The 26299-nt window shown below is 61.6% G+C and carries 19 protein-coding genes, 1 tRNA gene and 1 pseudogene; 13 read left to right on the plus strand and 8 right to left on the minus strand.

Going from position 1 to position 26299, the window contains the following annotated elements; all coding sequences use genetic code 11:
* Positions 1-23: 23 nt before the first annotated feature.
* From FZZ85_RS06500 to rpsT, 5 genes are all read right to left on the minus strand, one after another.
* Positions 24-4112 carry a DNA-directed RNA polymerase subunit beta' gene (locus FZZ85_RS06500; protein WP_226413383.1) on the minus strand — a complete coding sequence of 1363 codons (4089 nt, stop codon included), beginning with the start codon at positions 4110-4112 and terminating at the stop codon, positions 24-26.
* A gap of 46 nt (positions 4113-4158) precedes the next feature.
* Positions 4159-6063, minus strand: a complete 1905-nt coding sequence (locus FZZ85_RS06505; RefSeq protein WP_226413385.1) for a DNA-directed RNA polymerase subunit gamma — start codon at positions 6061-6063, stop codon at positions 4159-4161.
* 48 nt (positions 6064-6111) lie between these two features.
* Entirely contained in the window at positions 6112-9405 is a 3294-nt protein-coding gene (gene rpoB / locus FZZ85_RS06510) for a DNA-directed RNA polymerase subunit beta (protein ID WP_226401781.1), read from the minus strand.
* Positions 9406-9685: 280 nt separating this feature from the next.
* On the minus strand, positions 9686-10474 hold the full coding sequence (locus FZZ85_RS06515; RefSeq protein ID WP_226413387.1) for a TatD family hydrolase: 789 nt from the start codon (positions 10472-10474) through the stop codon (positions 9686-9688).
* 48 nt (positions 10475-10522) lie between these two features.
* Positions 10523-10819: a 30S ribosomal protein S20 gene (rpsT, locus tag FZZ85_RS06520; protein ID WP_226413389.1), complete on the minus strand. Its 297-nt coding sequence runs from the start codon at positions 10817-10819 to the stop codon at positions 10523-10525.
* Positions 10820-10926: 107 nt separating this feature from the next.
* Here rpsT and hisD point away from each other — a divergent pair, with 107 nt between their 5' ends.
* Positions 10927-12234: a histidinol dehydrogenase gene (gene hisD, locus FZZ85_RS06525; protein ID WP_226413391.1), complete on the plus strand. Its 1308-nt coding sequence runs from the start codon at positions 10927-10929 to the stop codon at positions 12232-12234.
* Here hisD and rpiA read toward each other — a convergent pair.
* Both rpiA and FZZ85_RS06535 read right to left on the minus strand, forming a co-directional pair.
* Entirely contained in the window at positions 12227-12946 is a 720-nt protein-coding gene (rpiA, locus tag FZZ85_RS06530; protein ID WP_226413393.1) for a ribose-5-phosphate isomerase RpiA, read from the minus strand. The genes hisD and rpiA overlap by 8 nt on opposite strands.
* 37 nt (positions 12947-12983) lie before the next feature.
* Positions 12984-14054 carry a trypsin-like peptidase domain-containing protein gene (locus FZZ85_RS06535; protein WP_370631150.1) on the minus strand — a complete coding sequence of 357 codons (1071 nt, stop codon included), beginning with the start codon at positions 14052-14054 and terminating at the stop codon, positions 12984-12986.
* 177 nt (positions 14055-14231) lie between these two features.
* Between FZZ85_RS06535 and FZZ85_RS06540 the strand changes: the two genes are divergently transcribed.
* The 7 genes and pseudogenes from FZZ85_RS06540 to FZZ85_RS06570 all read left to right on the plus strand — a co-directional run.
* The gene (locus FZZ85_RS06540) at positions 14232-14543 is read left to right on the plus strand and encodes a hypothetical protein (RefSeq protein WP_226413397.1); all 312 of its coding nucleotides are present in this window, start codon (positions 14232-14234) and stop codon (positions 14541-14543) included.
* Between the two features lie 57 nt (positions 14544-14600).
* Positions 14601-14858, plus strand: a complete 258-nt coding sequence (locus tag FZZ85_RS06545; RefSeq protein ID WP_226413399.1) for a hypothetical protein — start codon at positions 14601-14603, stop codon at positions 14856-14858.
* 110 nt (positions 14859-14968) lie between these two features.
* Positions 14969-15436 (plus strand): ribosome maturation factor RimP, encoded by a 468-nt coding sequence (rimP, locus tag FZZ85_RS06550; RefSeq protein WP_226413401.1) that lies wholly within the window; start codon positions 14969-14971, stop codon positions 15434-15436.
* A 53-nt stretch (positions 15437-15489) separates the two neighbouring features.
* Positions 15490-16929 (plus strand): transcription termination factor NusA, encoded by a 1440-nt coding sequence (gene nusA, locus FZZ85_RS06555; protein WP_226413403.1) that lies wholly within the window; start codon positions 15490-15492, stop codon positions 16927-16929.
* Complete coding sequence (locus tag FZZ85_RS06560) at positions 16926-17204, plus strand: YlxR family protein (RefSeq protein WP_226413405.1); 279 nt, start codon at positions 16926-16928, stop codon at positions 17202-17204. Before nusA ends, FZZ85_RS06560 begins: the two co-directional genes overlap by 4 nt.
* Before the next feature lie 69 nt (positions 17205-17273).
* Positions 17274-20612 (plus strand): translation initiation factor IF-2, encoded by a 3339-nt coding sequence (gene infB, locus FZZ85_RS06565; RefSeq protein WP_226413407.1) that lies wholly within the window; start codon positions 17274-17276, stop codon positions 20610-20612.
* Between the two features lie 14 nt (positions 20613-20626).
* Positions 20627-21187 (plus strand): annotated as a pseudogene (locus tag FZZ85_RS06570) (low-complexity tail membrane protein); the annotation flags it as partial.
* Positions 21188-21787: 600 nt separating this feature from the next.
* On the opposite strand, the gene FZZ85_RS06575 reads toward FZZ85_RS06570, so the two are convergent.
* Positions 21788-22060, minus strand: coding sequence for a DUF3493 domain-containing protein (locus FZZ85_RS06575; protein WP_226413409.1), 273 nt, complete (start codon positions 22058-22060; stop codon positions 21788-21790).
* Positions 22061-22103: 43 nt separating this feature from the next.
* Here FZZ85_RS06575 and FZZ85_RS06580 point away from each other — a divergent pair.
* The 5 genes from FZZ85_RS06580 to FZZ85_RS06600 all read left to right on the plus strand — a co-directional run bounded on the left by FZZ85_RS06580 (position 22104) and on the right by FZZ85_RS06600 (position 26293).
* Positions 22104-22176, plus strand: a tRNA-Thr gene (locus tag FZZ85_RS06580).
* A 139-nt stretch (positions 22177-22315) separates the two neighbouring features.
* A complete protein-coding gene (locus tag FZZ85_RS06585) occupies positions 22316-23026 on the plus strand; it encodes a bestrophin family ion channel (protein ID WP_226413411.1) in 711 nt (236 codons plus the stop codon).
* The gene (locus FZZ85_RS06590; RefSeq protein ID WP_226413413.1) at positions 23026-23652 is read left to right on the plus strand and encodes a succinate dehydrogenase cytochrome b subunit; all 627 of its coding nucleotides are present in this window, start codon (positions 23026-23028) and stop codon (positions 23650-23652) included. Before FZZ85_RS06585 ends, FZZ85_RS06590 begins: the two co-directional genes overlap by 1 nt.
* The gene (locus tag FZZ85_RS06595) at positions 23649-25568 is read left to right on the plus strand and encodes a fumarate reductase/succinate dehydrogenase flavoprotein subunit (protein ID WP_226413415.1); all 1920 of its coding nucleotides are present in this window, start codon (positions 23649-23651) and stop codon (positions 25566-25568) included. The genes FZZ85_RS06590 and FZZ85_RS06595 overlap by 4 nt, the downstream gene beginning before the upstream one ends.
* Entirely contained in the window at positions 25565-26293 is a 729-nt protein-coding gene (locus tag FZZ85_RS06600; protein ID WP_226413417.1) for a succinate dehydrogenase/fumarate reductase iron-sulfur subunit, read from the plus strand. Before FZZ85_RS06595 ends, FZZ85_RS06600 begins: the two co-directional genes overlap by 4 nt.
* Positions 26294-26299 lie beyond the last annotated feature (6 nt).

Raw genomic sequence — 26299 nt, forward strand, 5'->3', positions numbered from 1 at the left:
AATGGTGAACGTTTGAGCGGAACTCATTCGTCAGAGAGCAGGCCCTCTTCCTGAAGACCCTCAACGGCTTCAGCATCGACCACCTGCTCTTCCTTCAGCTCATTGTCCGCGTCCGGACGAGTAAACGCGGCGAAATTGCTCGCCGACGGGTCGATGTTATGGCGGGTGCGGGTGGCCTCGAGGTCGGCGTCACTGGGGTCATCCAGCACCGCACTGGCGCTGGCTGCAGGGGGCATGTCGACGGTGTAGTCGGGACGCAGGTTCTGCATGCGGCGGTAGCCGGCCGGATCCTCCGAAAGGATGTCGGGGTGAGGGCCAGCCTCCTTCTGCAGCTCCTCTTCGAAGCCACTGAAGCCGGTACCTGCAGGAATCAGGCGACCGATGATCACGTTCTCCTTGAGGCCGCGGAGCCAGTCGCTCTTGCCCTCGATGGCGGCTTCGGTGAGCACCCGGGTCGTCTCCTGGAAGGAGGCGGCGGAGATGAAGCTGTCAGTGTTGAGCGATGCCTTGGTGATACCCAGCAGAACCGGGGTGAACTCGGCGGGAGCACCACCGGTGATCGCCATGGCCTGGTTGGTGTCTTCCACCTGACGCAGTTCGATCAGCTCACCCGGCAACAGGGTGGTGTCACCGGCATCCTCGACCCGCACCTTGCTGGTCATCTGACGGACGATCACTTCGATGTGCTTGTCGTCAATCGAGACGCCTTGGGACTTGTAGACGTTCTGAACCTCAGTCACCAGACGGTGCTGCAGGTTGGCAATCGCCTCTTGAGCGGCATCCATCAGAGGCTTGCGGCTGCGCAGATCCTCGAAATAGCACTCGAGCAACTCGTGGGGGTTGATCGGGCCATCGGTCAGCAATTCACCGGCAGTGACCTGCTGGCCATCGCTCACCATGATGTTGCGGCCAAGCAGGATCGGGTATTCACCGATGGCGTCATCGGATTCGATCACGTTGACGGCGAGGGAGTCATCGTCTTCACCCTGCTTGATCTCAACGGTGCCGGGCTTCTTGCAGAGAATCGCGGATTCACGGGGGCGACGGGCCTCCAGCAATTCCTCAATTCGTGGCAGACCCTGAACGATGTCACCGGTCTTTTGGCGTTCGAACACCAGCAGGGCCAGGCCATCACCCCGCTGCACCAAATCCCCATCGCGCACGTGCAGGACGGAATCGGGAGACACCATGTAGGGACGTCCGAGGCGGAGGGTGACGCTGTTGCCGCTGACAGCCTCGATCTCACCACAGCAGTTGGCGATCTCGCCCTCAGCAAGGGCATCGCCATCCACAATCCGCTGACCGACGCTCACCACTGGCTTGCCGGAGGTGCTCAGGGTGGTGGTGTCTTCGGGGCGCTCCACGATCATCCGACGCACCGGGTCAGCTTCGGTGGCTTCCGGCAACTGCGCCAGACCTGCCTGCTTGCAGAGGATCTGAGTGGTGGCGACGACATCGCCAGCTTTCACTGACACGCCATCTTCGACCTGCAGCTCGGTATGGGTTGAGCCGTGGCTGGAGTCAGACATGGTGTCGCGACGCACCAAGATCGACTCGAGGATCACGAGGCGCAGACGGGAAATGGTCTTGGCCCGCTTGTCGGGGGCCTTCTCCACATCCACCGTCATCTGCGGGGTGGTGTCGAAGGTCTCGAGCAGCAGCTGGGTCTTAAGCAACTCCACACCTTCAACGGACTTGATCAGTTCGTTGTCCTTGAACGCCAGACGCTGGGTGGCCTTGATGCCGAGGTGAGGGCCATTGGCCTGCTTCACATGGGAAAGCTCAGGCAGCTGGGCCTCGTTGGGAATGGTGTACTCCTCAACGGGACGCAGCAGCAGACCCTTGCCTTCGGGGGTCTCCACCGTCTGCACGTACTTCATCGTGTCGACGGACAATCCCTTGGCGACGTCCTCGCCGGGATTAACCATCTGGCCATCACCCTCGAAGCGCTCCAACGCCTTGGCATCGGTGCAGAGGTGGAACTCACCACTGCGGACGATGATTTCGCGGAGGATGTCGTTCTTCTGGGTGACGGTGACGATGCCCGCGGTCTGGCTGAAGATGTCTTTAACAACCTCGGTGCCGGCCTCGATCCACTGACCATCGGTGATCATCAACAGGGAAATGTCCTTGTTGATTTCATGGGTCTCCTGGGGGATCCAAAGAAGGGTGCCGCCCTTGTTGACCTCGTAGCCGTTCTTGGCAGAACGGGCCTTCTTGATTGCCAAACCAGGGGCGAACTTCACCAGACCACCTGTGCCTGTGCGGAAGCGGTCATCCGCCAGTTCAGCGATGACCTCACCGGAACCGATCTTGCTGCCGGGGATGGTGTTGAGGCGGTAACGGGTGCCGTCCTTGGCCTCGAGATTCCAGATCTCACCCGAGTGGGTGGACTCCTCTAGCAATTTGAAGTCCTTGAGGGTCATCGCCGTGGTGACAATCTGCACCTCGCGGGAATCACCGATGGAATCGCGTAGGCGGACTTCACCGCCGTACTCACTGCGCTGGCTGGCTTCGGCCAGCACCTGACCCTCAGTGACCTGAGTTTCACCGCTGACCACAGGCTGGGCGTTGGGCGGCAGGTTGTACACATCACCCGACAGCACCCACATCCGACCGAGGCGCTGGGCCTTCAGGGTGATGTTGCCCTGGCGGTCGGTGACCTCACGGGGCTGGATCGCCTCCTCGTAGCGCACCTGACCGGCCAGGTCGCAGATCACGTCCTTGGTGGCCTTCTCCACACTCTTCTTGACCGCACCAGCAGCGATCTGAGCCACCGTGACGTCTGCATCGATGTCAGCACCGTTGTCGACGAACAGCAGTGAGCCGTTGGTGATCTCGATCTTCTGAGCCTTGCCCTTGCCGGACGGCTTGATCGTGAGATTGAAATCAACCTCAGCCTGTTGAGCGTTCACACCATGGGGTGTGCGGTAGGGACGCACGCGCGCCTTGCTACCGAACTCGACGGCACCCGCCACTTTGGAGCGGACCACCCCGGTTTCAGCGGTGGACACACCACCGGTGTGGAAGGTCCGCATGGTGAGCTGGGTTCCAGGCTCACCGATCGACTGGGCCGCGATGATGCCGACGGCTTCACCTAGGTCGACCAGTTCGTTGTGAGCCAGTGCCCAGCCGTAGCACTTACGGCAAACGGAACGGTTGGCTTCGCAGGTGAGCGGCGAACGCACACTCACAGCCTTCACCCCAGCGGCCTCAAAAGCCTTGGACAGAGGCGGATCGATTTCGGTGTCGCGCTCGGCCAGCACCTCACCATCGGCATTCACCACCTGGGCGGCGGTCAGGCGACCCACAAGCCGGCTGCCGAATTTGCCATCCTCGGCCTCCACCACGATGTGGCGGGTTGTGCCGCAGTCGTCCTCACGGACGATCACATCCTGAGCAACGTCCACCAGACGACGGGTGAGGTAGCCCGAATCAGCGGTGCGCAGCGCCGTATCCACCAGACCCTTGCGGGCGCCGTAGGAAGAAATGACGTACTCGGTGACGGTCAGACCCTCACGGAAGTTGGTACGGATCGGAAGGTCAATGATTTCGCCCTGCGGGTTGGCCATCAGGCCGCGCATGCCCACCAGCTGACGCACCTGGGACATGTTTCCCCGGGCACCGGAGTTGGCCATCATCCACACCGAGTTCAGCGGTGCGTTCTCGTCAAAATTCTTTTTGACGGCATCCACCAGACGTTCGTTGGTCTCGGTCCAGGTGTCGATCACCTTGGTGTGACGCTCCACCTCGGTGATTTCACCCAGGCGATAACGCTCTTCGGTAGCCGTGATCTGTTCCTCGGCCTGGCCCAGGAGATCCTTCTTCGCCTCGGGAACCTTGAGGTCGTCGACGGAGATCGACACAGCCGCCTGGGTGGCGTACTTGAAGCCGAGATCCTTGAGGTTGTCGGCCATGGACGACGTCACCGCCGTGCCGTGGTTTTTGTAAGACCAAGCAACGAGCTGTTTGAGGGCCCGCTTGTCAATGATCTGATTGCGGAACGGTGGCGGGGTCTTGGAGAGGGGGCGGGATGCGCTCACAGGAGCTTCCTTGGCGGCCTTGGAAGCTTTGGTGGATTTGGACTTTCGGGATTTCGAGGACGAGGTCATGGCTGCGCGCGGATCAGGAATGGAAGAAAAGGGCGTCTGGCTCGATTCAGGCGGCGGCCACCGCGTCGATGATTGTGTGATTCATCACCACGCGGCCCACGGTGGTGAGGATGTAGCGGCTGATCAAGGCACCGTCTTCATCGAAGCGATCGCGGCGGAAGCTCCACTCTTCGATGCGCGTGCCATCGCTGAGGGATTCGCTCTTGCTGGGCGCATCCAGCTCGTCATCGTCCTGAACTTCACCGTTGAAGCGGACCCAAACCCAGTCATGCAGCCCAATTCGGGTGTCCTCGAAGGCGTGGATGACATCCTCCAGACCCGCGAAGGTGCAGCTTCGATCGCCGAAGTCGGGCTTGGTGGCACCAGGTTGAAGCGCTGTCAGGTAGTAAGAGCCGAGCACCATGTCCTGAGACGGGGTGATTATCGGCTCGCCTGTGGCGGGCGACAGGATGTTGTTGCTGGCCAACATCAGCATGCGTGCTTCGGTCTGAGCCTCGATGGCCAGAGGCACGTGAACGGCCATCTGGTCACCATCAAAGTCAGCGTTGAAGGCTGGACAGACCAGTGGGTGCAGCTGAATAGCGCGACCATCCACCAACTTGGGTTCGAAGGCCTGGATGCCGAGACGATGCAGGGTTGGAGCACGGTTCAGCAGGATCGGGTGACCGTCGATCACCTCCTGCAGCACCTGCATCACTTCATCGTCGGCCCGCTGGATAAGCTTCTTGGCCGCCTTGATGTTGTTGACGATGTTCTGGCGGATCAGGCGGTGGATCACGAAGGGCTGGAACAGCTCAATCGCCATCTCCTTGGGCAGACCGCACTGGTGCATCTTCAACTTCGGACCCACCACGATCACGGAACGACCGGAGTAGTCGACCCGTTTACCCAACAGGTTCTGACGGAAGCGGCCCTGCTTGCCTTCGATGATGTCGCTCAGTGACTTGAGCGGACGGTTGTTGGCACCCACCACGGTGCGACCGCGACGGCCGTTGTCGATCAGTGCATCGACGGCCTCCTGCAGCATCCGCTTCTCGTTGCGGACGATGATTTCAGGGGCCAGGATTTCCTGGAGCCTTGCCAGACGGTTGTTGCGGTTGATCACCCGCCGGTAGAGATCGTTGAGATCACTGGTGGCAAAGCGACCGCCATCAAGCTGCACCATCGGACGCAGATCAGGCGGAATCACCGGGATCACATCCAGCACCATCCACTCGGGACGGGCGTTGGTGGCGATGAAGTTGTCGATCACGCGCAGACGCTTGATCAACTTGGCGCGCTTCTGACCCTTGCTGCCGTTGATCTCCTCACGCAGCTGCTCAGCCACTTCGTCGAGGGTGAGATCTTCCAGCAGTTGCTTGAGGGCCTCTGCACCAATACCCACTACGGGCTCGTTCTCGATCTCGGAATCTTCGGCGTAGATCTCGTCTTCAATCTCCAGCCATTCGTCTTCTGTGAGCAGCTGCTTGTACTTCAGGTCCTTGTGGTCGCCGGGATCCAGCACCACGTAGCAGTTGAAGTAAACGATCTGCTCAACATCCCGAAGGGGCATGTCCAACAAGATGGCTACGTAGCTGGGGATCCCTTTCAGGTACCAGACGTGGGAAACCGGTGCAGCCAGCTTGATGAAGCCCATGCGGTGACGACGCACGCGGCTCTCGGTGACCTCCACACCGCAGCGTTCACAAACGATGCCCCGGTGACGCACCCGTTTGTACTTACCGCAATGGCATTCCCAGTCTTTGGAAGGGCCAAAAATCTTTTCGCAGAACAGCCCGTCCATCTCGGGCTTGAGGGTGCGGTAGTTGATGGTCTCCGGCTTGGTGACCTCACCGACAACCTGGCCGTTGGGCAGGGTGCGCTGTCCCCACTCCATCACCCGATCGGGTGATGCGAGGGTGATTTTGACGTAATCGAAGTGGTTCTCGGTGCGGAGGTTGCTGTTGGTCATTGACGGTTAAGGAAGAAGGAGCGGGGAATCGGTTCGTTCGTTGATCCGTCAGTCCTCGTCGTAATCCGCGACGCCGAGGGATTCGTAGGTGGGCCTACTGGGGGTGCTGCGACGTGGGTTCACGTCCTGCATCAGGTCCACTTCCTTGCCTTCATCGGTGTAGACGGCGATGTCTAGACCCAGGGACTGAAGCTCGCGCATCAGCACCTTGAAGGATTCCGGCGTACCGGGGCGGGGGATCGGCTTGCCTTTGACGATGGCGTTGAGGGCCTCGTTGCGGCCCTGCATGTCGTCGGACTTGACCGTGAGCAGTTCCTGCAGGGTGTAAGCGGCGCCATAGGCCTCGAGTGCCCACACCTCCATCTCACCCAGACGCTGACCGCCTTGCTGTGCCTTACCGCCCAGGGGCTGCTGGGTGACCAAGGAGTAGGGGCCAGTGGAACGGGCGTGGATCTTGTCGTCCACCAGGTGAACCAGCTTGAGGAAGTGGGAATAGCCCACGGCCACGGGCTGATCGAAGGGAAGACCGGTACGACCATCACGCAACTGCAGCTTGCCGGGATCCTCAGGGTCGTACACCCAACCCTTGCCGGGCTGCTTGGCGGCTTCCTTGAGGAAGGTCTCGACGGTCTGCTGGGACTTCTCAGCCCCGTACATCTCATCGAAGGGAACGATGCGCACGCGGCAGTCCAGGTTGGACGCCGCCCAACCCATCAGCAACTCGAATACCTGACCCACATTCATCCGGCTCGGCACACCCAGGGGGTTGAGCACGATGTCGACCGGGGTGCCGTCGGGCAGATAGGGCATGTCCTCCCGGGGAAGGATGCGGCTAATGATGCCTTTGTTGCCGTGGCGGCCGGCCATCTTGTCGCCGACCTGGATCTTGCGGCGCTGGGCCACATAAACCCGCACCACCATGTTCGCGCCGGGGGGCAGCTCATCACCCTGTTCACGGGTGTAAATGCGCACATCCACAACGCGGCCACGCTCGGTGCCGGGCACACGCAAGGAGTTATCGCGCACATCGCGGGCCTTCTCACCAAAGATCGCGCGAAGCAGCTTTTCTTCGGGTGGCTGATCGGATTCGCCCTTGGGCGTCACCTTGCCGACGAGGATGTCGCCGCTTTCAACGAAAGCACCAACGCGGATGATGCCCATCTCGTCGAGGTTGCCGAGACTTTCCTCAGCGACGTTGGGAATCTCGCGGGTGATTTCCTCGGGTCCGAGCTTGGTCTGACGCGCTTCGATCTCGTACTTCTCGATGTGAACCGAGGTGTAGAGGTCGTCAGTGACCAGACGCTCGCTGACCAGCAGCGCGTCCTCGTAGTTGTAACCCTCCCAGGGCATGTAAGCGATCAGAACGTTCTGACCCAGGGCGATCTCACCGCCTTCACAGGCCGAGCCATCCGCCATCACCTGACCGACGATCACCGGATCGCCACAGCGAACGATCGGGCGCTGGTTCAGGCAGGTGTCCTGGTTGGAGCGCTGATACTTCTGCAGGAAATGGGTGTGGTCGTTGCCGTCCTCGTCCTGAACAACGATGGCATTGGCATCCACATAGGTGACAGTGCCGTTCACCCGGGAAATCGGCACCATGCCGGAGTCGCGGGCTACCTGGGTTTCCAGGCCGGTGCCCACCAGGGCACGCTCGGGGCGCAGCAACGGCACAGCCTGACGCTGCATGTTGGAGCCCATCAGGGCGCGGTTGGCGTCGTCGTGCTCCAGGAAGGGGATTAGGGACGTTGCCACGGAGATCACCTGAACAGGTGAGAGTGCGACGTAGTCGACCTGCTCAGGGGGGACCTTCTCGAAATCCTGGCGGTAACGCACAGGAATCAGATCGGCCGTGATCCTGCCGTCGTCCTCGGTGGCCACATCACCAGGGGCAACGCGCACTTCGTCTTCCCGGTCTGCAGACAGGTAGATCGGATCGCCATCCTTCAGGACGACACCGTTCTCGACCTTCCAGAACGGAGTTTCGATGAAGCCGTACTCGTTGACCCGGGCGTGGGTGGCCAGGGAGTTGATCAGACCGGCGTTGGGACCTTCCGGCGTCTCAATCGGGCAGAGACGTCCGTAGTGGGAGGGGTGAATGTCACGGACGGCGAAGCCTGCACGCTCACGGGTGAGACCACCGGGTCCAAGAGCCGAGATGCGGCGCTTGTGGGTGAGCTCAGCAAGAGGGTTCGTCTGGTCCATGAACTGGCTCAGCTGGCTGGAGCCGAAGAACTCCTTGATCGCCGCCACGAGGGGCTTGGGATTGACCAACTGTGCTGGGGTCAACGAATCGGTTTCTCCGACGGTCATCCGTTCCTTGATGATCCTCTCGAGACGGTTCAGACCCACACGAACCTGGTTCTGCAGGAGTTCACCCACGGAACGCACGCGGCGGTTGCCGAGGTGGTCGATGTCATCGAGGCTGGCGCCGCCGACATCAAGCTCCAGGTTGATCAGGTAATCGAGGGTGGAGAGCACGTCCTCATGGGTGAGGGTGCGCACCGTGTCGGGGATGGTGAGACGGAGCTTCTTGTTGATCTTGTAGCGGCCGACCCGACCGAGGTCGTAGCGCTTGGGATCGAAGAAACGGGTCTGCAGCAGCTGCTGACCACCACTCACTGAGGGAGGTTCACCTGGACGGAGTTTCTTGTAAAGCTCAAGCAGCGCCTGGTCTTCCGAGCTGATGCCCTCGTCGTTCGCGGCATCAATCGACTTCTTGTAGAACTCGGGATGACGCAGCTTGTCGAGCACGTCGTTGTCGGACAGACCCATGGCACGCATGAGCACGTGCGCGTTGATCTTGCGGGTTTTGTCCACACGTACGTGGAGCAAGTCGTTCTTATCTGTCTCAAACTTCAGCCAGGCACCCCGGTTGGGGATGACGCTGGCGTTGTAGGTACGCCGGCCGTTCTTGTCCATTTCATCCTTGAAATAGACACCCGGGCTACGCACGATCTGGTTCACGATCACGCGCTCAGCGCCGTTGATGATGAACGTGCCGCGCTCGGTCATCAGCGGCAATTCGCCGATGAAAACCTCCTGCTCCTTGATCTCACCGGTCTCTTTATTGACCAGGCGGCAGGTCACATACATCTGCGAAGCGAAGGTCGCATCGCGACGCTTGGCCTCTTCCACATCATGGCGAGGGCGCTTCAGCCGGTACTCGCTACCGATGAAGTGCAGCTCCAGCTTTCCAGTGTAATCCGTGATCGGAGAGAAGCTTTCCAGCTCCTCGATCAGACCTTGATCCAAAAACCACTTAAAGCTGGCCCGCTGCACCTCCACCAGATCAGGAAGGTAGGTGGCGGTCTTGGCGACCTGAATCGCGCTGCTGCTCATGCGGGGACCGGCAGAGAGGACGAAGGGACTGGGGAGGACTGGATTGGCGGCACAAGCTCACCCGACAAGACGATTCGACACAACAGCGGCACTGACGGTTTCCAGGACGGAACCGACAGCGCCGCTGTTGCTGTTCAGAAATCGCGGGTCAGATCAGCTGACGACGACAAATGCACCGGAAGGAAATGGACGCTTCAGGCACCACGCACAAGAAGGAATCCTGCGCATGGCCAGCCAATACAACATCTTACATATGGACACGACACTCCCGAAACCCCAGTTAAGGGAGTCCGAACAAACGCCGGGCGTTGGCGGTGCTACTGCAGGCCACGCTGTCGAGATCCACGCCGCGGAGCTCGGCCACCCGCGTTGCAACGGAGGCCACAAAGGCCGGCTCGTTGCGCTTGCCGCGGCGGGGCACAGGGGCCAGAAAAGGGCAATCTGTTTCCACCAAGAAACGATCCTCCGGCACCTGACGGGCACAGTCGTGGGTGGGCTCCGCCTTGGGGAAGGTGACAGTGCCACTGAAGCTGATGTAAAAGCCGAGGTCGAGAAAGTGGTGCATTTCATCAGGGGTGCCGCCCCAGCAGTGCATCACCCCTCCAGGGCAATTGTCCTGCGCCTTGCGGGCCCGCAGTTCCTCCAGCATCGGCTCGGCGGCATCCCGGCAGTGAATGATCACCGGCAGGTTCAACTCCACCGCTAGGTCCAATTGAGGACGCAGCACAGCAAGCTGCTCCTCCAGATTCTTGTCACGGAAGAGATCGAGTCCGAGTTCACCGATGGCGACCACCCGATCATCCTCGAGGGCCGCCCGACGCAGCACAGCCACCGTGTCATCCCGCCAATGCTCGGTGTCCAGTGGATGGACGCCGACGGAATAGCGCATCTCGGGAAACCGATCAGCCAAGGCGCGGATCGCCGGAATTTCAGAGGGTTCAACGCAGGCGTGCAGCAGAGCACCGACCCCAGCCATACGCCAGCGTGAGGCCACCTCATCGAGGTCGTCGTCAAAGTTGCGAAAGACGATGTGACAGTGGCTGTCTATCAACGTCGGGGTGGGGGACACAGCTGGGCCGAAACGCGCTTTCGACCCATTCTGCCGGTTGGAACCGAATCAGCTGGCGGGCTCGAGCACCTTGCGCACGGCCGCGCTGAGGCGGGACTTCTGATTGGCGCCGTTGTTGCGGTGCAGCACACCAACTTTCACGGCCTTGTCAATCTTGCTGAAGGCGGCACGCATATAGGTCTGCACGCTGGCCTTGGCTTCATCACCAGGGGTCGCGCTGTAGGCATCACAAGCGACGAAGCAGCGCTTCATCAGGGTGCGCATCGACGACTTGTAGGTGCGGTTGCGCAGACGGTTGCGCTCAGCAATCTCAATCCGCTTCTTGGCTGACTTGTTATTGGCCACTGAGGCTTCAACATTGCGAACAATCCAACACGTTACTCCTTGACAGGACCCCTTCCCTGCGTTGTGGAGTCCTAACTTGACCGAAATCTCCCACCGTCCCTTTGTCTGTGAGCCAACCGGCCGTTGCTCCCCTTCGCATCGTGCGGGATCTGGAACAGGCCCAGACAGAACTGCAACGGTTATCCCGCCGCACCACACAAACCCAGCAAGGTGAAGCCCGTGAGCGGGTTGAAACCATTCTTGCGGCGGTTCGCGACCGCGGCGATACGGCCATTGCCGATTTCACCGAACGGTTCGATGGCTTCCGTCCAGAACCGATGGTGGTTTCCCCCGAGGCCCTCGAACAGGCCTGGAATTCGCTGCCGACCAACCTGCGGGACGCCCTGGAGCTGGCCCATCGCCGCATCACCGACTTCCACCAACGCCAGCGTCCCGCCGATCTGGCGGTGACAGGCCCCCACGGCGAACAGCTCGGGCGGCGTTGGCGACCGGTGGAACGGGCCGGTCTGTACGTGCCCGGAGGACGAGCGGCCTACCCCAGCACCGTGCTGATGAATGCGGTGCCAGCTCGGGTCGCCGGCGTGAAGGACGTGGTGATCTGCTCCCCCGCCGGACGGAGTGGGGCAGTTAACCCCGTGGTGCTGGCAGCGGCTTACCTCGCTGGCGTGAAAACGGTGTTCCGCCTCGGAGGTGCCCAGGCTGTCGCCGCGATGGCCTACGGCAGCGAAAGCGTGCCCAAGGTGGATGTGATTAGTGGCCCCGGCAACCTTTATGTGACCCTGGCGAAACAAGCGGTGTACGGCCAGGTGGCCATCGATTCCCTGGCGGGACCGAGCGAAGTTCTGGTGATCGCGGACCACTCCGCCAAGCCCGACCAGGTGGCGGCAGATCTATTGGCGCAGGCGGAGCACGACCCCCTGGCGGCGGCGGTGCTGATTACCACCGACCCTGCATTGGCCGACCGGATCAACGCTGCGGTGGCCGAACAACTGGCCAATCATCCCCGCCAGGAGATCTGCGAAGCCGCTCTAAGGGACTGGGGGCTGGTGGTGGTCTGCGACGACCTCGAGAGCTGTGCCCGCCTCAGCGATAGCTTCGCCCCCGAACACCTGGAGCTGCTGGTAGAGCGGCCCGAACCCCTGGCGGATCGCATTCAGAACGCCGGGGCCATTTTCCTGGGTCCTTGGTCCCCAGAAGCTGTGGGGGATTACCTGGCAGGCCCGAACCACACACTGCCGACCTGTGGAGCTGCGCGCTTCAGCGGGGCCTTGAGCGTTGAGACCTTCATGCGTCACACCTCGCTGATCGGTTTCAACCGGGCTGCACTGGAAGCAACGGGTTCAGCTGTGCAGGAACTGGCCACCAGTGAAGGCCTGCACAGCCACGCTGAATCAGTGCGGCGGCGCCTCAGCTGAGGCGCTGCTCCAGGCTGCGGACACCAGCCACACCATCGGCAATCTCGCCGACCAAAACCTCATCGGTGATGTTGACGAACAGGCCGTTCTCCAACACACCGGGGATGTTGTTGATGGTCTGTTCCAGAGCCACTGGATCGGCGATGCCGCCTTCGAGTTTGGCGTCCAGCACAAGGTTGCCCTGATCGGTGACCACGGGACCGGCCTTGCGCTGGGCCATGCGCAGCTCAGCGCTGCCCCCGAGGGCTTCCAGCTGCTGCTTCACTTGGCGCCAGGCCCCGGGCAGCACTTCCACCGGCAGCAGAAAACCGAGGTTGAGACGGTCCACCAGTTTGGTGGAATCCACCACCACAACAAAACGATCTGCCCGTGCCGCCACGAGTTTTTCCTGCACATGGCAAGCGCCACCGCCCTTGATCAGTTGGAAGCCAGGGTCGACTTCGTCGGCACCATCGATGGCCAAATCAATCCGGCTGACGGCGTTGAGGCTGAGCAAGGGGATGTTGAGCTCCGCGGCCAGCACCTCTCCTTGAAAAGAGGTGGTTACTCCAACGATGTCTTTAAGTTCGCCACTGGCGAGTTTGGCCCCCAGGCCCTGAATCATCAACGCTGCGGTGGAGCCTGATCCCAGACCCAGCACCATGCCGTCCTTGATCTGTTCAACAGCGGCATCAGCCACCGCCTGTTTCATCTGGGTCTGAAGATCAGCCATCAGGTCACGTCCTTAGGGCGCGACCGTAGCAAGGGTTTCAGGCCATCCCAGGCAGGGGCTCCGGTTTGACGGAAAGGGTCAGCTCGCGGCCCGCCCGTAGCACTTTCAAGGGCAGGGGAACATCGATAGCGGCGGAATCCACCACCTCGAGCAGCGCCTGAGGGTCGGGAATGTCGCGCTCTTCCACGGTGATCAACAGATCGCCGCGACGGAGTCCTGCTTTTTCGGCCGGGCCGTCGGGAAGCACGGCTTGCACCAGGGCACCGCTGCGTTCTGGCAGCTGCACAAGCGCATTGGGGTCCTTGTTGTGATCGCGCGCGATGCGCGGTGTAAGAGCAACAAGCTGCAGACCGATGTAGGGATGCACCACCTCACCCTGCTGCTGCAGCTGAGCGGCCACCCGTCGGGCCAGGTTGATCGGGATGGCAAAACCCAGGCCGGCCCCAGGGCCCGACCGCACCAGAGTGTTGATACCAATCACCTGGCCATCACCATTGACCAATGGCCCGCCGGAATTACCGGGATTGATGGCGGCGTCGGTCTGAATCAGTTCCAGCCGTTTGTCGGCGAAGCCAAGACTGTTGATGTTGCGGTGCAGGCTGCTGACGATGCCCAGCGTCACCGTGCGTTCCAATCCGAATGGGGTACCGAGGGCGATCGCCCAATCGCCCACCTGCATGGCTTCCGAATCACCCAAGGGCGCCCGTGGCGGCAGTTGATCGCCTTCGAGACGCACCAGGGCAAGATCCGTCACTGCATCGGTGCCCACCACCTGGCCATCGCGCTGTTCCCCATCGGCCAGGGTGACGCTGACGGACTCAACCCGATCCACCACATGGGCGTTGGTAAGCACAAGCCCCTTGGCATCAATCACCACACCGGAGCCTTGGCCCCGTTCCCGTTCCGGTCCCGCGGGAGGGTCCCCCAGCAAGTCTCGCAGCAGGGGATCGAGCAGCGTGGGGTCAAACGGCTGACGTTCCACGGTGCGTTCGGTGTCGATCCGAACCACAGCCGGGGCCACCCGCTGAACGGCATCGGCCACAAAACTGTGCTCCAGAGCCTGGACGGACGGTCCAGCACCTACCAGGACTGCTACGGCCACCAACACGGCCAAGAGTTGACGCAGGGCGTACCGCAACACAAAACCTGTGAATTGCCTTCTTTTTATTCGATCCAGCAATAGAAACGGGCCTTGGTCCAAATCGCATGCAATCTCACAACGCCTTTTGCGATGCACGGAGAAGTTGGCAATTGCCGCTAACCAATCAGCGAACGCAGTTCTCACATGCGTGTACTTCTGGCTCCAGCGGCAGCCCTGCTTGTCCTGGCTGGCCCTGTTGGCCTCACCCCTAACGCCTCAGTGGAGAGCACAAAGCTCAAAGCGGTGATCTTTGAGGAGGTCAAGCCGCCCTTTCACAAAACGGATGCCGGCTACGAGAGCCTCAGGGTTGATGTTCTTGAACAGATTCGGATTCAGGCCAAGCGCCGCAAGGTGGACTACCGGGTGGCGAAGTCGGTGAATGACGGCATCGGCGCCAACAACGATCCAGCAGTCAGTGGATTTAGCTACCGGATCTCCGTTCAGGGCTGCAACTGATCGCACAGCGGGTCTTCAGTCCACTACTTAGTGTCGATCTGTCTGTGAGCTTCACTCTTGAGCGAATCCGCCGCTTCACAACGCTGTGAGCTCTGCCAGGTCGTGATCGAAGACCCGCCAGGCCTTCCGGATGTGGTGACGTTCAGCAATGGTCCCCAGGGCAGCCGCAGCAAACTCTGGAGTCGCGTCTGTCAGTACGCAACCGATCCGGAGCGCCGGCGCCTGTGCATTAATCAAGATTCCGACGGGCGCGGCTCCGAGCAGCCGGGCGATGCTTTCCCCGATGCACCAGCCATCGACCTGGGCAACACCTGACAGCGGGTAGACGGTCCCGTACATTGATGGTGTGTCCGACGGGCATCTCCCTGCGGGAGATCGGTCACAACTGAAATGCACGTCGGGCCGACATCCGCCCTCGGTTCGCGTTGCCTCATCCTCTGCTTCCAGATCTCGAAACGCTGGCCACCGAGGTGGCCGCCAGCAAAGGCTTTGCCCTTTGCGGCATTCAGCTGCTCACCCACATGAGCCCGATGACTCTGGAAGTGCAGATCCGCCACAGCAATGGAGCGGATGTGAGCCTCGATGACTGCGCGGGTTTCAGCAGCGTGTTGGGGGATGTCCTTGAGGCCTCTTCCCTGCTCACTGACGCGTATGTTCTGGAGATAAGCAGCCCAGGCATCGGCGACCAGCTGTCCAGCGATCGCGACTTTGAAACCTTCCGCGGTTTCCCCGTGGAGGTTAATCACCGCGACAAGGACGACAGCGAGCAACGTCTGGAGGGCCTCTTGCTTGAACGCGACGCCGACACCCTGCAGATCAACATTCGCGGGCGAACAAAACGCATTCCTCGGGATTGCGTGATCGGTGTCCGCCTCACGAGTCCAGGCAGCTGAACCCAGCGTTCACCCCCCTGCAACCGCTCCCACTTTTTTCCTAACCCAACTCGATGGCTCTCGTCCTGCTTCCCGGCCTCAGCAACCTGATCGACGACATCAGTGACGAGAAGAAGCTGCCACCCCAGGTGGTGGAAGCGGCCCTGCGGGAGGCCCTGCTGAAGGGCTACGAGCGCTACAGGCGCACCCTGTATCTCGGCATCAGCGAAGACCCCTTTGATGAGGAGTACTTCAGCAACTTTGACGTAGGCCTCGACCTTGAGGAAGAGGGCTACCGGGTTCTCGCCAGCAAGATCATTGTTGATGAGGTCGAGAGTGAAGATCACCAGATCGCGATCGCCGAGGTGGTGCAGGTGGCCGATGACGCCCAGGTGGGCGACACGGTGGTGCTGGATGTCACTCCGGAGAAAGAGGATTTCGGCCGCATGGCCGCCGCCACCACCAAGCAAGTGCTGGCTCAGAAGCTGCGGGATCAGCAGCGCCGAATGATCCAGGAGGAATTCGCTGATCTGGAGGATCCGGTGCTGACGGCCCGAGTGATCCGCTTCGAGCGCCAGTCGGTGATCATGGCGGTCAGCTCAGGCCTGGGCCGTCCGGAGGTGGAGGCAGAACTCCCCCGGCGCGATCAACTGCCCAACGACAACTATCGCGCCAACGCCACCTTCAAGGTCTTCTTGAAAGAAGTGAGCGAAGTTCCCCGCCGGGGGCCGCAGCTGTTCGTAAGCCGCTCCAATGCCGGCTTGGTGGTTTACCTCTTCGAAAACGAAGTTCCCGAAATCCAGGAAGGATCCGTTCGAATCGTGGCCGTGGCCCGTGAGGCCAATCCCCCCTCCCGTTCAGTGGGTCCTCGCACCAAAGTGGCCGTCGACAGCATCGAACGCGAGGTGGACCCCGTCGGCGCCTGCATTGGCGCCCGCGGCTCTCGCATTCAGCAGGTGGTGAACGAACTGCGTGGGGAAAAAATCGACGTGATCCGCTGGTCCCAAGATCCGGGCCAGTACATCGCCAATTCGCTCAGCCCCGCTCGGGTGGAAATGGTGCGCCTGGTGGATCCCGTTGGCCAGCATGCCCACGTGCTGGTGCCCCCCGATCAGCTGAGCCTGGCCATCGGCCGCGAAGGCCAGAACGTGCGCTTGGCCGCCCGACTCACCGGCTGGAAGATCGACATCAAGAACTCCACCGAATACGACCAAGAGGCAGAGGATGCAGTTGTAGCGGAGCTGATATCCCAGCGGGAGGAAGAGGAAGCACTTCAGCAGCAAGCCGAAGAAAGGCTGGCCGTCGAACAGGCCGCTCGAGCCGAAGAAGATGCACGCCTGAGGGAGCTGTATCCGCTGCCCGAAGACGAGGAGGAGTACGGCGAGGAGCAGCCCGAGCAGGAGTTCTCGGACGAGGAGTCCTCTGAGTTGGAAGCCGGCACCGAAACCGAAGTTGAAGCTACGGACGCAGCGGTTGAAGCCGATAGCGATGCCGATCAGGAGCAGGTCCGGTGAGTGACCGTCCCGTCCTGCGTCGCTGCGTGGCCTGCCGCCAACTCTTGGATCGCCGCCAACTGTGGAGGGTGATCCGCGACCATCAGGACGGAGTTCTCCTCGACGAGGGGATGGGCCGTTCGGCCTATCTCTGCCGAGAGGAGAACTGCCTTGAGGAGGCGACCCGTCGCAAACGTCTGCAGAAAGCCCTGCGTTGTCAGGTGCCCGAAGCAGTGGTTGCGGTGTTGAAACAGCGGCTTAACCAAAGCGTTGGTGAATCCGCTGAGGCAGACTGAACATTGGCCCCACATTGTGAGTGGCCACCGCGGCATTACATGCCCGGACCGATCGGAGACCCGAACTGAATGACCAGCAGCGGCAAAGTCAGAATTTACGAGCTGTCCAAGGACCTCGGCCTTGAGAACAAGGATGTGCTGGATGCGGCTGAAAAGCTCTCGATCGCTGCGAAGAGCCACAGCAGCTCGATCAGTGACGCTGAAGCCGGAAAGATCCGTTCGCTACTTGGAAAAGGAGCTAATGGTGCGAAGTCCGCTGCCGCTGCCCCTGCAAAACCCGCACCGGGGAAGGCCATCCTCTCGGTGCAAAAAGCAGCTCCTGCCGCCCCGAGCAAACCCACCCCAGCGGTGAGCAAACCGGTCGTAAAGCCTGTTGCCGCCAAGCCCCAAGTGGCTGCCAAACCACAAGCGGCCCCGAAGCCTCCCGCAGCGGCCACGCCCAAACCGGTGATCAGCAAGCCGGCCCCTGCCCCGGCGAAATCATCGGCAGCTCCTGCGAGGCCCGCCGCGCCTCAGAAACCACCTGCAGTCCCAGCGCGCCCGACTGCGGCAAAGCCCATGCCGCTGCCTGCCGCAACCAAGCCGCAGGTCGTCAGCAAGCCGGCTGCGGGAAAACCGGAACTGGTGAGCAAGCCCAAGGCTGCTGCCAAACCCACGGCACCCACGCCGCGTCCTACACCAGCTCGCCCGGCGCCGAGGCCCGCGGGGGCTGGAAGTCCAGCACGGCCCACCCCTGGCCAGGGTCAGCCCAAGCCGCAGATCATCCGCGCTGGCGCCCCATCTCGGCCCGGCACTCCAACCCGTGCCGGCGCTCCTACAAAGCCCGGAGCGCCCTCACGGCCAACCCCCAGACCTGAACTAGTGGGCAAACCTGTGCCCCGCCGTCCTGCTGGCACAGGCGTGCCTCAACGCCAGGGTGGTCCAAGCCGTCCAGGAGCCCCCACACGGCAAAGTCGCCCAGGGATGCCTCCCCGCAGCGGCAACACCCTCGAACTGGTCGGCAAGCCGATTCGTCGCGACGGCAGCAGCACCGGAAGCGGTCGTCCTGGAGCGCCTACCCGTCCAGGAGCTCCTGGACGTCCCGGCATGCCCGCTGGAATGCGCAAACCGGTGGCTCCCGGTGAGCTCATGCAGCTGCAGAAGCCTGTCGGCAGACCGGCGGCACCGGCACCGCGGCGTCCCGATGCGCCCACCAAAGCAGGTGCGGGAGCAGGAACGGCCACCCCGCCTGTGGCGCGTCCGAACGCTCCCTCGGCACCCCGCCGTCCCAGCTTCCGTCCCGGCGGGCCTGGAGGACAGCGGCGCCCTGGTCGACCCGACTGGGATGACAGCGCCCGGCTCGATGCTCTGCGCAGCCGCTCGCCGCAGAAGCAGCGCCAGAAGGTACACATCATCGGCGAGAACGATGATTCCCTGGCCGCACAGACCGGCGGCTTCGCCGGCGAACAAGAGAACATGGTTCTCTCGGCGAGCCTGGCTCGTCCCGCCAAGCCCAAATCGCAAAAGCGCACCGCACCAAAACCGGTGGCGGCGATGCGCAAGCGCAAGAAGGAAACCGCCCGTCAGCGTCAGCGCCGGCGTGCCATGGAACTGCGGGCGGCCCGGGAAGCCAAGCAGGTGCGGCCCGAAATGATCGTGGTGCCGGAGGACAACCTCACGGTGCAGGAACTGGCGGACATGCTGAGCGTCGAAAGCTCAGAAATCATCAAATCCCTGTTCTTCAAAGGGATCATCGCCACAGTCACCCAGACCCTGGACATGCCCACGATCGAGGCCGTCGCCGACGAATTCGGCGTGCCTGTGCTGCAGGACGATGTGGAAGAGGCGGCCAAGAAGACCGTCGAAATGATCGAAGAGGCCGACAAGGCTCACCTGATCCGGCGTCCGCCCGTGGTCACCGTCATGGGCCACGTCGACCACGGCAAAACCAGCCTGCTGGATGCCATCCGTCAAGCCCGCGTCGCTGCAGGTGAGGCCGGAGGCATCACCCAGCACATCGGTGCGTATCAGGTTGAGGTAGAGCACAACAACGAACAGCGCAAGCTCACCTTCCTGGACACTCCTGGCCACGAAGCGTTTACCGCCATGCGAGCTCGCGGCACCAAGGTGACCGACGTGGCTGTACTGGTGGTGGCCGCCGATGACGGCGTCCGGCCACAGACCCTGGAAGCCATCAGCCATGCCCGGGCTGCGGAAGTGCCGATCGTGGTAGCGATCAACAAAATTGACAAAGAAGGTTCATCGCCTGAACGGGTGAAGCAGGAGCTGTCGGAGCAAAACCTGCTAGCGGAAGACTGGGGCGGCGATGTGGTGATGGTGCCGGTGAGCGCCATCAAGGGCGAAAACATCGACAAGCTGCTGGAGATGCTGCTGCTGGTCACCGAAGTGGAAGACCTGCAGGCCAACCCGGATCGTCTGGCCCGCGGCACCGTGATCGAAGCTCACCTCGACAAGGCCAAAGGCCCCGTGGCCACGCTGCTGGTGCAGAACGGCACCCTTAAGACCGGCGACGTGGTCGCCGCTGGTCCGGTGCTGGGCAAGGTGCGCGCCATGGTGGACGACAACCGCCAACGCCTCAAGGAAGCTGGTCCCTCCTTCGCTGTGGAGGCTCTGGGCTTCAGCGAGGTGCCCACCGCCGGTGATGAGTTCGAGGTGTACCCCGACGAAAAATCAGCCCGGGCGGTTGTAGGGGATCGCGCCTCCGATGCCCGTGCCACCCGTCTCGCTCAACAGATGGCGTCACGACGCGTCTCGCTCACAGCCATGTCCGGTCAGGCGAATGATGGTGAGCTGAAGGAACTCAACCTGATTCTCAAAGCCGACGTTCAGGGCTCTGTGGAAGCCATCCTCGGATCGCTCGAGCAGCTGCCCAAAGATGAGGTGCAGGTTCGGGTGCTGCTGTCGGCACCTGGCGAGGTAACCGAAACCGACGTAGACCTCGCAGCCGCCTCCGGCGCAGTGATCGTGGGCTTCAACACTTCCATGGCCTCCGGCGCCAAGAAAGCCGCGGATGCCACCGGGGTGGATGTACGCGACTACGACGTGATCTACAAGCTTCTGGAAGACATCCAGATGGCGATGGAAGGTCTGCTCGAACCGGAACTGGTAGAGGAAGCCCTGGGCGAAGCCGAGGTGCGCGCCGTCTTCACCATCGGCAAGAGCGCCGTGGCTGGCTGTTACGTCACCACCGGCAAGCTGCATCGCAACTGCCGGGTGCGGGTGCACCGCGGGAAACAGGTGGTTTACGAGGGCGACCTCGACTCCCTGCGTCGCAACAAGGACGACGTCAAAGAAGTGGCCACGGGCTTCGAATGCGGTGTCGGCACCGATCGGTTCGCCAACTGGGAAGAAGGCGATCGCATTGAAGCCTTCAAGATGGTTACCCAACGCCGCAAACTCACCACCTGACACCGCAAGCGATCGTGCAGCCCCGCAGCGAGCCCCTGCTCTGGATTCAGTGCCTGGCTCTTGGAGTCATACCTCTAGAGCTGCTCCTGATCCGCCTGGTCCTGGCCGGTGCGGATCCAGGCCCCGTACCTGGTGTGGAGCGATTTCTGATCTGGGGCGTCGGGGTATTGGCCCCAGCCGTCGCGTTGTGGCGACGCCCCGCCGACTGGGGGTCACTGCTGTTGGTACGTCAGCCGCTGGCCAGCCGCAACAGCGATCAACTCCGCATCAGTGCATCGCACAGCGCCCTGAGCAGCCGCATCGCCGTGCTAATCACCGCAGTCATCCTGCTGCCTGTCCTCTGGTGGTTGGATGATTCAGCCGTGCTGGCGAGTGAGTTTTCCCCAATTTCGGGGCAATCCCGCCTGGTCACCCTGCTACTTGTGAGTCCTTTGCTGGCCTTGATGGTCTGGCAAGTGCAGCAGCTGGTTCAAGCTGCTGCACAGTTGTTGACTTCGGGCGCAACGGCTGCCGCTGCCGATTCGGCGTTTCGTGCTGACGCTGTTGCAAGGCAACGCACCAGCCTTGGCCTGCAATTGCTTAACCTCCCCGCCCTGGAGTGGCGGGAGCCTGCAGTAAAGCCGAGCAAGCAAGGGGCCGATGAGGCAATGAATGTGGAAGTCGAGTCGGAGACGGACGACAGCTCTGATCAAGCCAGCACTGAAAACGTCAGCGACCACAACATCTCCGGAAACGAAGAGCCAGAGGAAGAGGGTTCAGCGATCAGCCTGGCAGCGGCTGAGGGATCTGCTGATGCTGAGCCCAAATGGCTAGGGCCCACCGATCCAGGGGAACAAGCTGAAGAAGAGTCGTCTGCTGATGCTGAAGGGATTGATCCAACAAGCGATCAAGAGCCCGATGAGGCCATGAATGTGGAAGTCGAGTCGGAGACTGACGACAGCACTGAAGAGACCAGGAATGAAAATGTCAGCGACGACGACATTTCTAAAAACGAAGATCCAGACGAAGAGCGCTCAACCATCAATCCGGTGCCAGCTGACGTGTATGACGAGGCTGCGGCCAAAGCACCGGACACCGTCGATGCAGAGACCCAAAACGACGAATCTGAAGACATCGGTGCGGATGATGCCGATGGAGATGAAGAACAAAACGCCAAGCCACCAGCTCCTTCGGAATCAACCGTCGCTGCTGCCGCCTCTGTTCCGGTCGAACCAGAGCAGCCCGGAGAAGAGCAGGAGAGCACCGCCCTGGATCCCGAAATCAGACAGGTCGACAGTTCCGCCGGCGGAAGCACGGAAAGCCATCGTGAACAAGCCGAGCCCAGCGGAGGCAAAGAGAGCGAACCAGACCAGCCGTCTGAGCCCACGCCAGGGGGTCTGTGACTCTTTGAGCAAACGTTCCCGCAAAGCTGGATCTAGGCGAGATTTGGAGCGCTGATTATCGGACAAACGTCCAAGTCGGATTCAGAGCAAATGTTAAATTGCCGTTGCCGCCGATGTAGCTCAGCCGGTAGAGCAACGCTTTCGTAAAGCGTGGGTCGCCTGTTCAAGTCAGGTCATCGGCTTTTTTAGCAGTTGTGCATGGAATCAACCTGATTCAATGCAGAATTATTTTGTACATAGAGTCCTCATTCTTGCGGACAAGCAGAGATCATTACCTAGCGTGGTCCGGCCACTGAGAACGTCATTCCAGGGAACAATCCAATGTTCCGGATCTACATCAGCCAATGCTTCAGACACCTCCTGATTCCGAAGCACCAATACTCATCGCGACCGAAGTTTGAGCTGGCGTTTCAACCAGGGCGTAATGATCGCTTCTTCAACAAGGCGCTGGTACGAACGCAGCAGTTGGTGCAGCTTCAGGTGGCCATCGTTTGGCAATTGAACTTTCAGTTGCGCAACTTCTGGCATCCAGACCTACAGCTGATGCGACAACAACTGCTGGATCAGCTCGCACTCTCAGAAGAAAGCACAGTTCGAAGCCTTTCAGTGCAACGAATGATGGGCATTCAGAAACTGGCCGAAGATCAATGGATCACCGAGTGGGGCCGCAAGCATTTGCTGGAGATCAGTAATGCCATGACCGATGCCGTTGGCGGTCTCGAACGGATCCGCAACACCCCGATTCCACCGCCCTACGACCTCTTCATTCGCGTCATCAATTGGGTATTCGGAACCCAGTTGCTGCTGTCATTTGAAAGCCAGGGTTCAGCGCTTACGGGAATTCTGCTGTTCTTCGGGTTCCTGATTGCTGAGCGCATCGGGGCCCATATGGAAGGGCCTTTAGATCAAGACGGCAGCAGCTTTTTGATGCCCCTGAATACGATCTACGTGGGAATCAGTGAAGACCTGATGCAGAGAGAATTCGACTACGGCCGGTATCGTCCCAGTCGGAATCCTGTGTTCTGGGACTGATGCAGGTGCCAACCCTCATACGCATTGGATCGGCCCTCAGCGGGTTGCTGCTGGTGCTGTTCCTTGTGGTTCATCTGGCTGGTTTGTTGCCCGCCCTGATCGCACCGGTGCAGTTCGAGCATTACGCCACGGCCCTGCATCACCAGCCATGGCTGCCCATTCTGGAATTCTGCTTGGCCGCCACCACAGCCGTGCATCTGAGCTTCACCGTCGCCAAAACGCTACGGAATCTGGGTGCTGGAAACACAGCTGCGCTGCGCAGCCGCCGCGGTCAAATGCTCGAGGCAGTCGCCAGCCGCGGCAAGGTTGCTGCTGGAGTGGTTACGTTGGGATTCCTGGCCTTGCACCTGCAGCAACTGCGCTGGCCACGCCCGGCCGATGGGCTGGAGCGACAGGTACTGCAGCAGATGCTGACGCAACCGATCAGCCTGGTGGTTTACGCCGCCGGCAGCCTCGCCATTGGCCTGCACCTGCTTCATGGCGCGGAAGCGGCGCACCGAAACCTGGGTCTACTGACCCCGGCCAACGGCTCAAGCATCCGTTTTTTTGGGGGCCTCTTGGCGTCAGGGATCGGCGGAGGCTTCCTGCTGATCAGCTTGGGACTGGCCCTCGGAGGGTTGGCATGACTAATGGACTGCCTGATCCCAAGATCCCCGCCGGTCCGCTCGCCGATGCCTGGCGAAGGACACGCGAGGGGCTGCCGCTGATCAGCCCCCTCCGCAAAGGGCAGATGGATGTGCTCGTTGTGGGCACCGGCCTGGCCGGCGCTTCCGCCGCCGCGACTCTGGCCCAACAGGGCTACCGGGTGACGGTGCTCAGCTTTCACGACAGCCCGCGCCGCGCCCACTCAGTGGCGGCCCAGGGAGGCATCAATGCAGCACGTTCTGTGGCGGTGGATGGCGACAGCGTCAGCCGCCTGTTCGCCGACACCCTCAAAGGAGGCGACTTCCGCGCCCGGGAAGCGGGCTGCCAGCGGCTGGCGGAAATCAGCAGCGACATCATCGATCAATGCGTGGCGCAGGGGGTGCCTTTCGCGCGCGAATACGGCGGCAGCCTGGCCACCCGCAGTTTTGGCGGAGCCCTTGTGAGCCGCACCTTCTATGCCCGGGGGCAGACCGGCCAACAATTGCTGTATGGCGCTTACCAGGCCTTGATGCGCCAGGTGGAGCTGGGTCGCGTTCAACTGCTCACTCGCCGAGACGTGCTCGAACTGATCACCGTGGATGGGGTTGCCCGCGGTGTGGTGGCGCGCCACCTGCTGAGCGGTGAGCTGGAGGTACACACCGCCCGGTCGGTTCTGCTCTGCACCGGTGGTTACAGCAACGTTTACTTCCTCTCCACCAATGCACTGAAGTCGAACACCAGTGCGATCTGGAGGGCCCACCGCAAAGGGGCACTGTTCGCCAATCCCTGCTTCACCCAGATTCATCCCACCTGCATTCCGAGTGGTGATGTCTTCCAGAGCAAGCTGACGCTGATGAGCGAAAGCCTGCGCAATGACGGGCGGGTCTGGCTGCCCAAGAACCCCCGCGAGACACGCCAACCCGATGCGATTCCCGAAGAGGAACGCGACTACTTCCTTGAAAGGATGTATCCCACCTACGGCAACATGACTCCGCGGGACGTCGCCTCAAGGCGGGCCAGAGAACTCTGCAACTCGGGGCGGGGTGTTGGCCCAGGGGGCCGGTCGGTGTACCTCGACCTCACCGATGCCATCAAAGCTGAAGGCAAAGGTGCCATTGCGGCCCGCTACGGCAACCTGATGACGATGTATGAGCGGATCAGCGGCGACGACCCGTACAAGAAACCGATGCGGATCTACCCCGCCCCCCACTACACGATGGGCGGCCTTTGGGTTGACTACCACCTGATGAGTTCCATTCCCGGCCTGTTTGTTCTGGGGGAAGCGAACTACTCCGAACATGGTGCCAACCGACTCGGCGCCAGCGCTCTGATGCAAGGGCTCGCCGATGGCTACTTCATCGCGCCGTCCACGGTGACGGCCTGGCTGGCTGGCACCCCGGCGCAGGATGTACCCACCGATCACTCAGCCTGCCGCGAGGCATTGGAAAGCACCCGCCGCCGCATCAGCCAATTGATCAACAGCGAAGGCAACACCCCGGTGGACAGCTTCCATCGCCAGCTAGGAAGCGTGATGATCGACCGCTGCGGCATCAGCCGCCATGCCGATGGTCTGCGGGAGGGGCTGGAGCAGGTGAAGGCCCTGGAACAGCGATTCGAGGCCGAGGTGCGGGTGCCTGGCGAGGCCAGCGGCCCCAATGCCGAGCTGGAGAAAGCCCTGCGAGTCAAAGACTTCTTCGGGCTGGCCCAGCTGATGCTGCGGGATGCCCTGGCCAGGGAGGAGTCCTGCGGTGCCCACTTCCGCGAGGAACACCAAAGTGTCGACGGCGAAGCCCGACGCGATGACCTGAACTTCGCCCACATCGCGTCCTGGGAACACACCAGCGGCGGCGAGCCGATCTGCCACAGCGAACCGCTGCAGTTCACCGCGCTGCAACCCAGCACCCGGAGCTACAAATGAAACTCACCCTGCGCATCTGGCGCCAGAGCAGCGCCGATCAACCCGGTGGTTACCAGAGTCATCGGCTGGAGCACGTCTCCTCCGACCTCTCCATGCTGGAGGCCCTCGATCAGCTCAACGAACAACTGATCAGCTCCGGAGAACGGCCGGTGAGCTTCGACCACGACTGCCGCGAAGGCATCTGCGGCAGCTGCGGCTTCCTAGTGAATGGCCAGGCCCATGGCCCTCGGGCAGCCACATCGGTGTGTCAGCTCTACCTGCGGGAGTTCAGCGATGGTGCGGAGCTGACCCTGGATCCATGGCGAGCCAAGGCCTTCCCCCCCATCCAAGACCTGATGGTGGACCGCGCCTCCTTCGACCGGCTGGTCGCCGCCGGTGGCTACTGCTCAACGGGCACCGGCCAGGCTCCGGACGGCAATGCCATGCCCGTGGGCCGGGAGCAGGCCACCAGCGCCTTCAGCACAGCAACCTGCATCGGTTGTGGCGCCTGCGTCGCCAGCTGCCGAAATGCCTCAGCAAGCCTTTTCGTGGCCGCCAAGCTGGCGCACTTGGGGCAGCTGCCGCAGGGACAACCGGAGCGAGCCCGCCGCGCCGACGCTATGCAACGCCAAATGGAGGCAGAGGGCTTCGGCAGCTGCAGCAGCAACCTCGAATGCGAGGCGGTCTGCCCCCAGGAGATTTCCGCAGACTGGATCAGCTGGATGCACCGGGAACGCAGAAGCTGACTGCGC

Origin of the sequence: Synechococcus sp. MU1642, from assembly GCF_020514115.1 — a bacterium.
In the GTDB taxonomy this organism is placed as follows: Bacteria; Cyanobacteriota; Cyanobacteriia; order PCC-6307; family Cyanobiaceae; genus Parasynechococcus.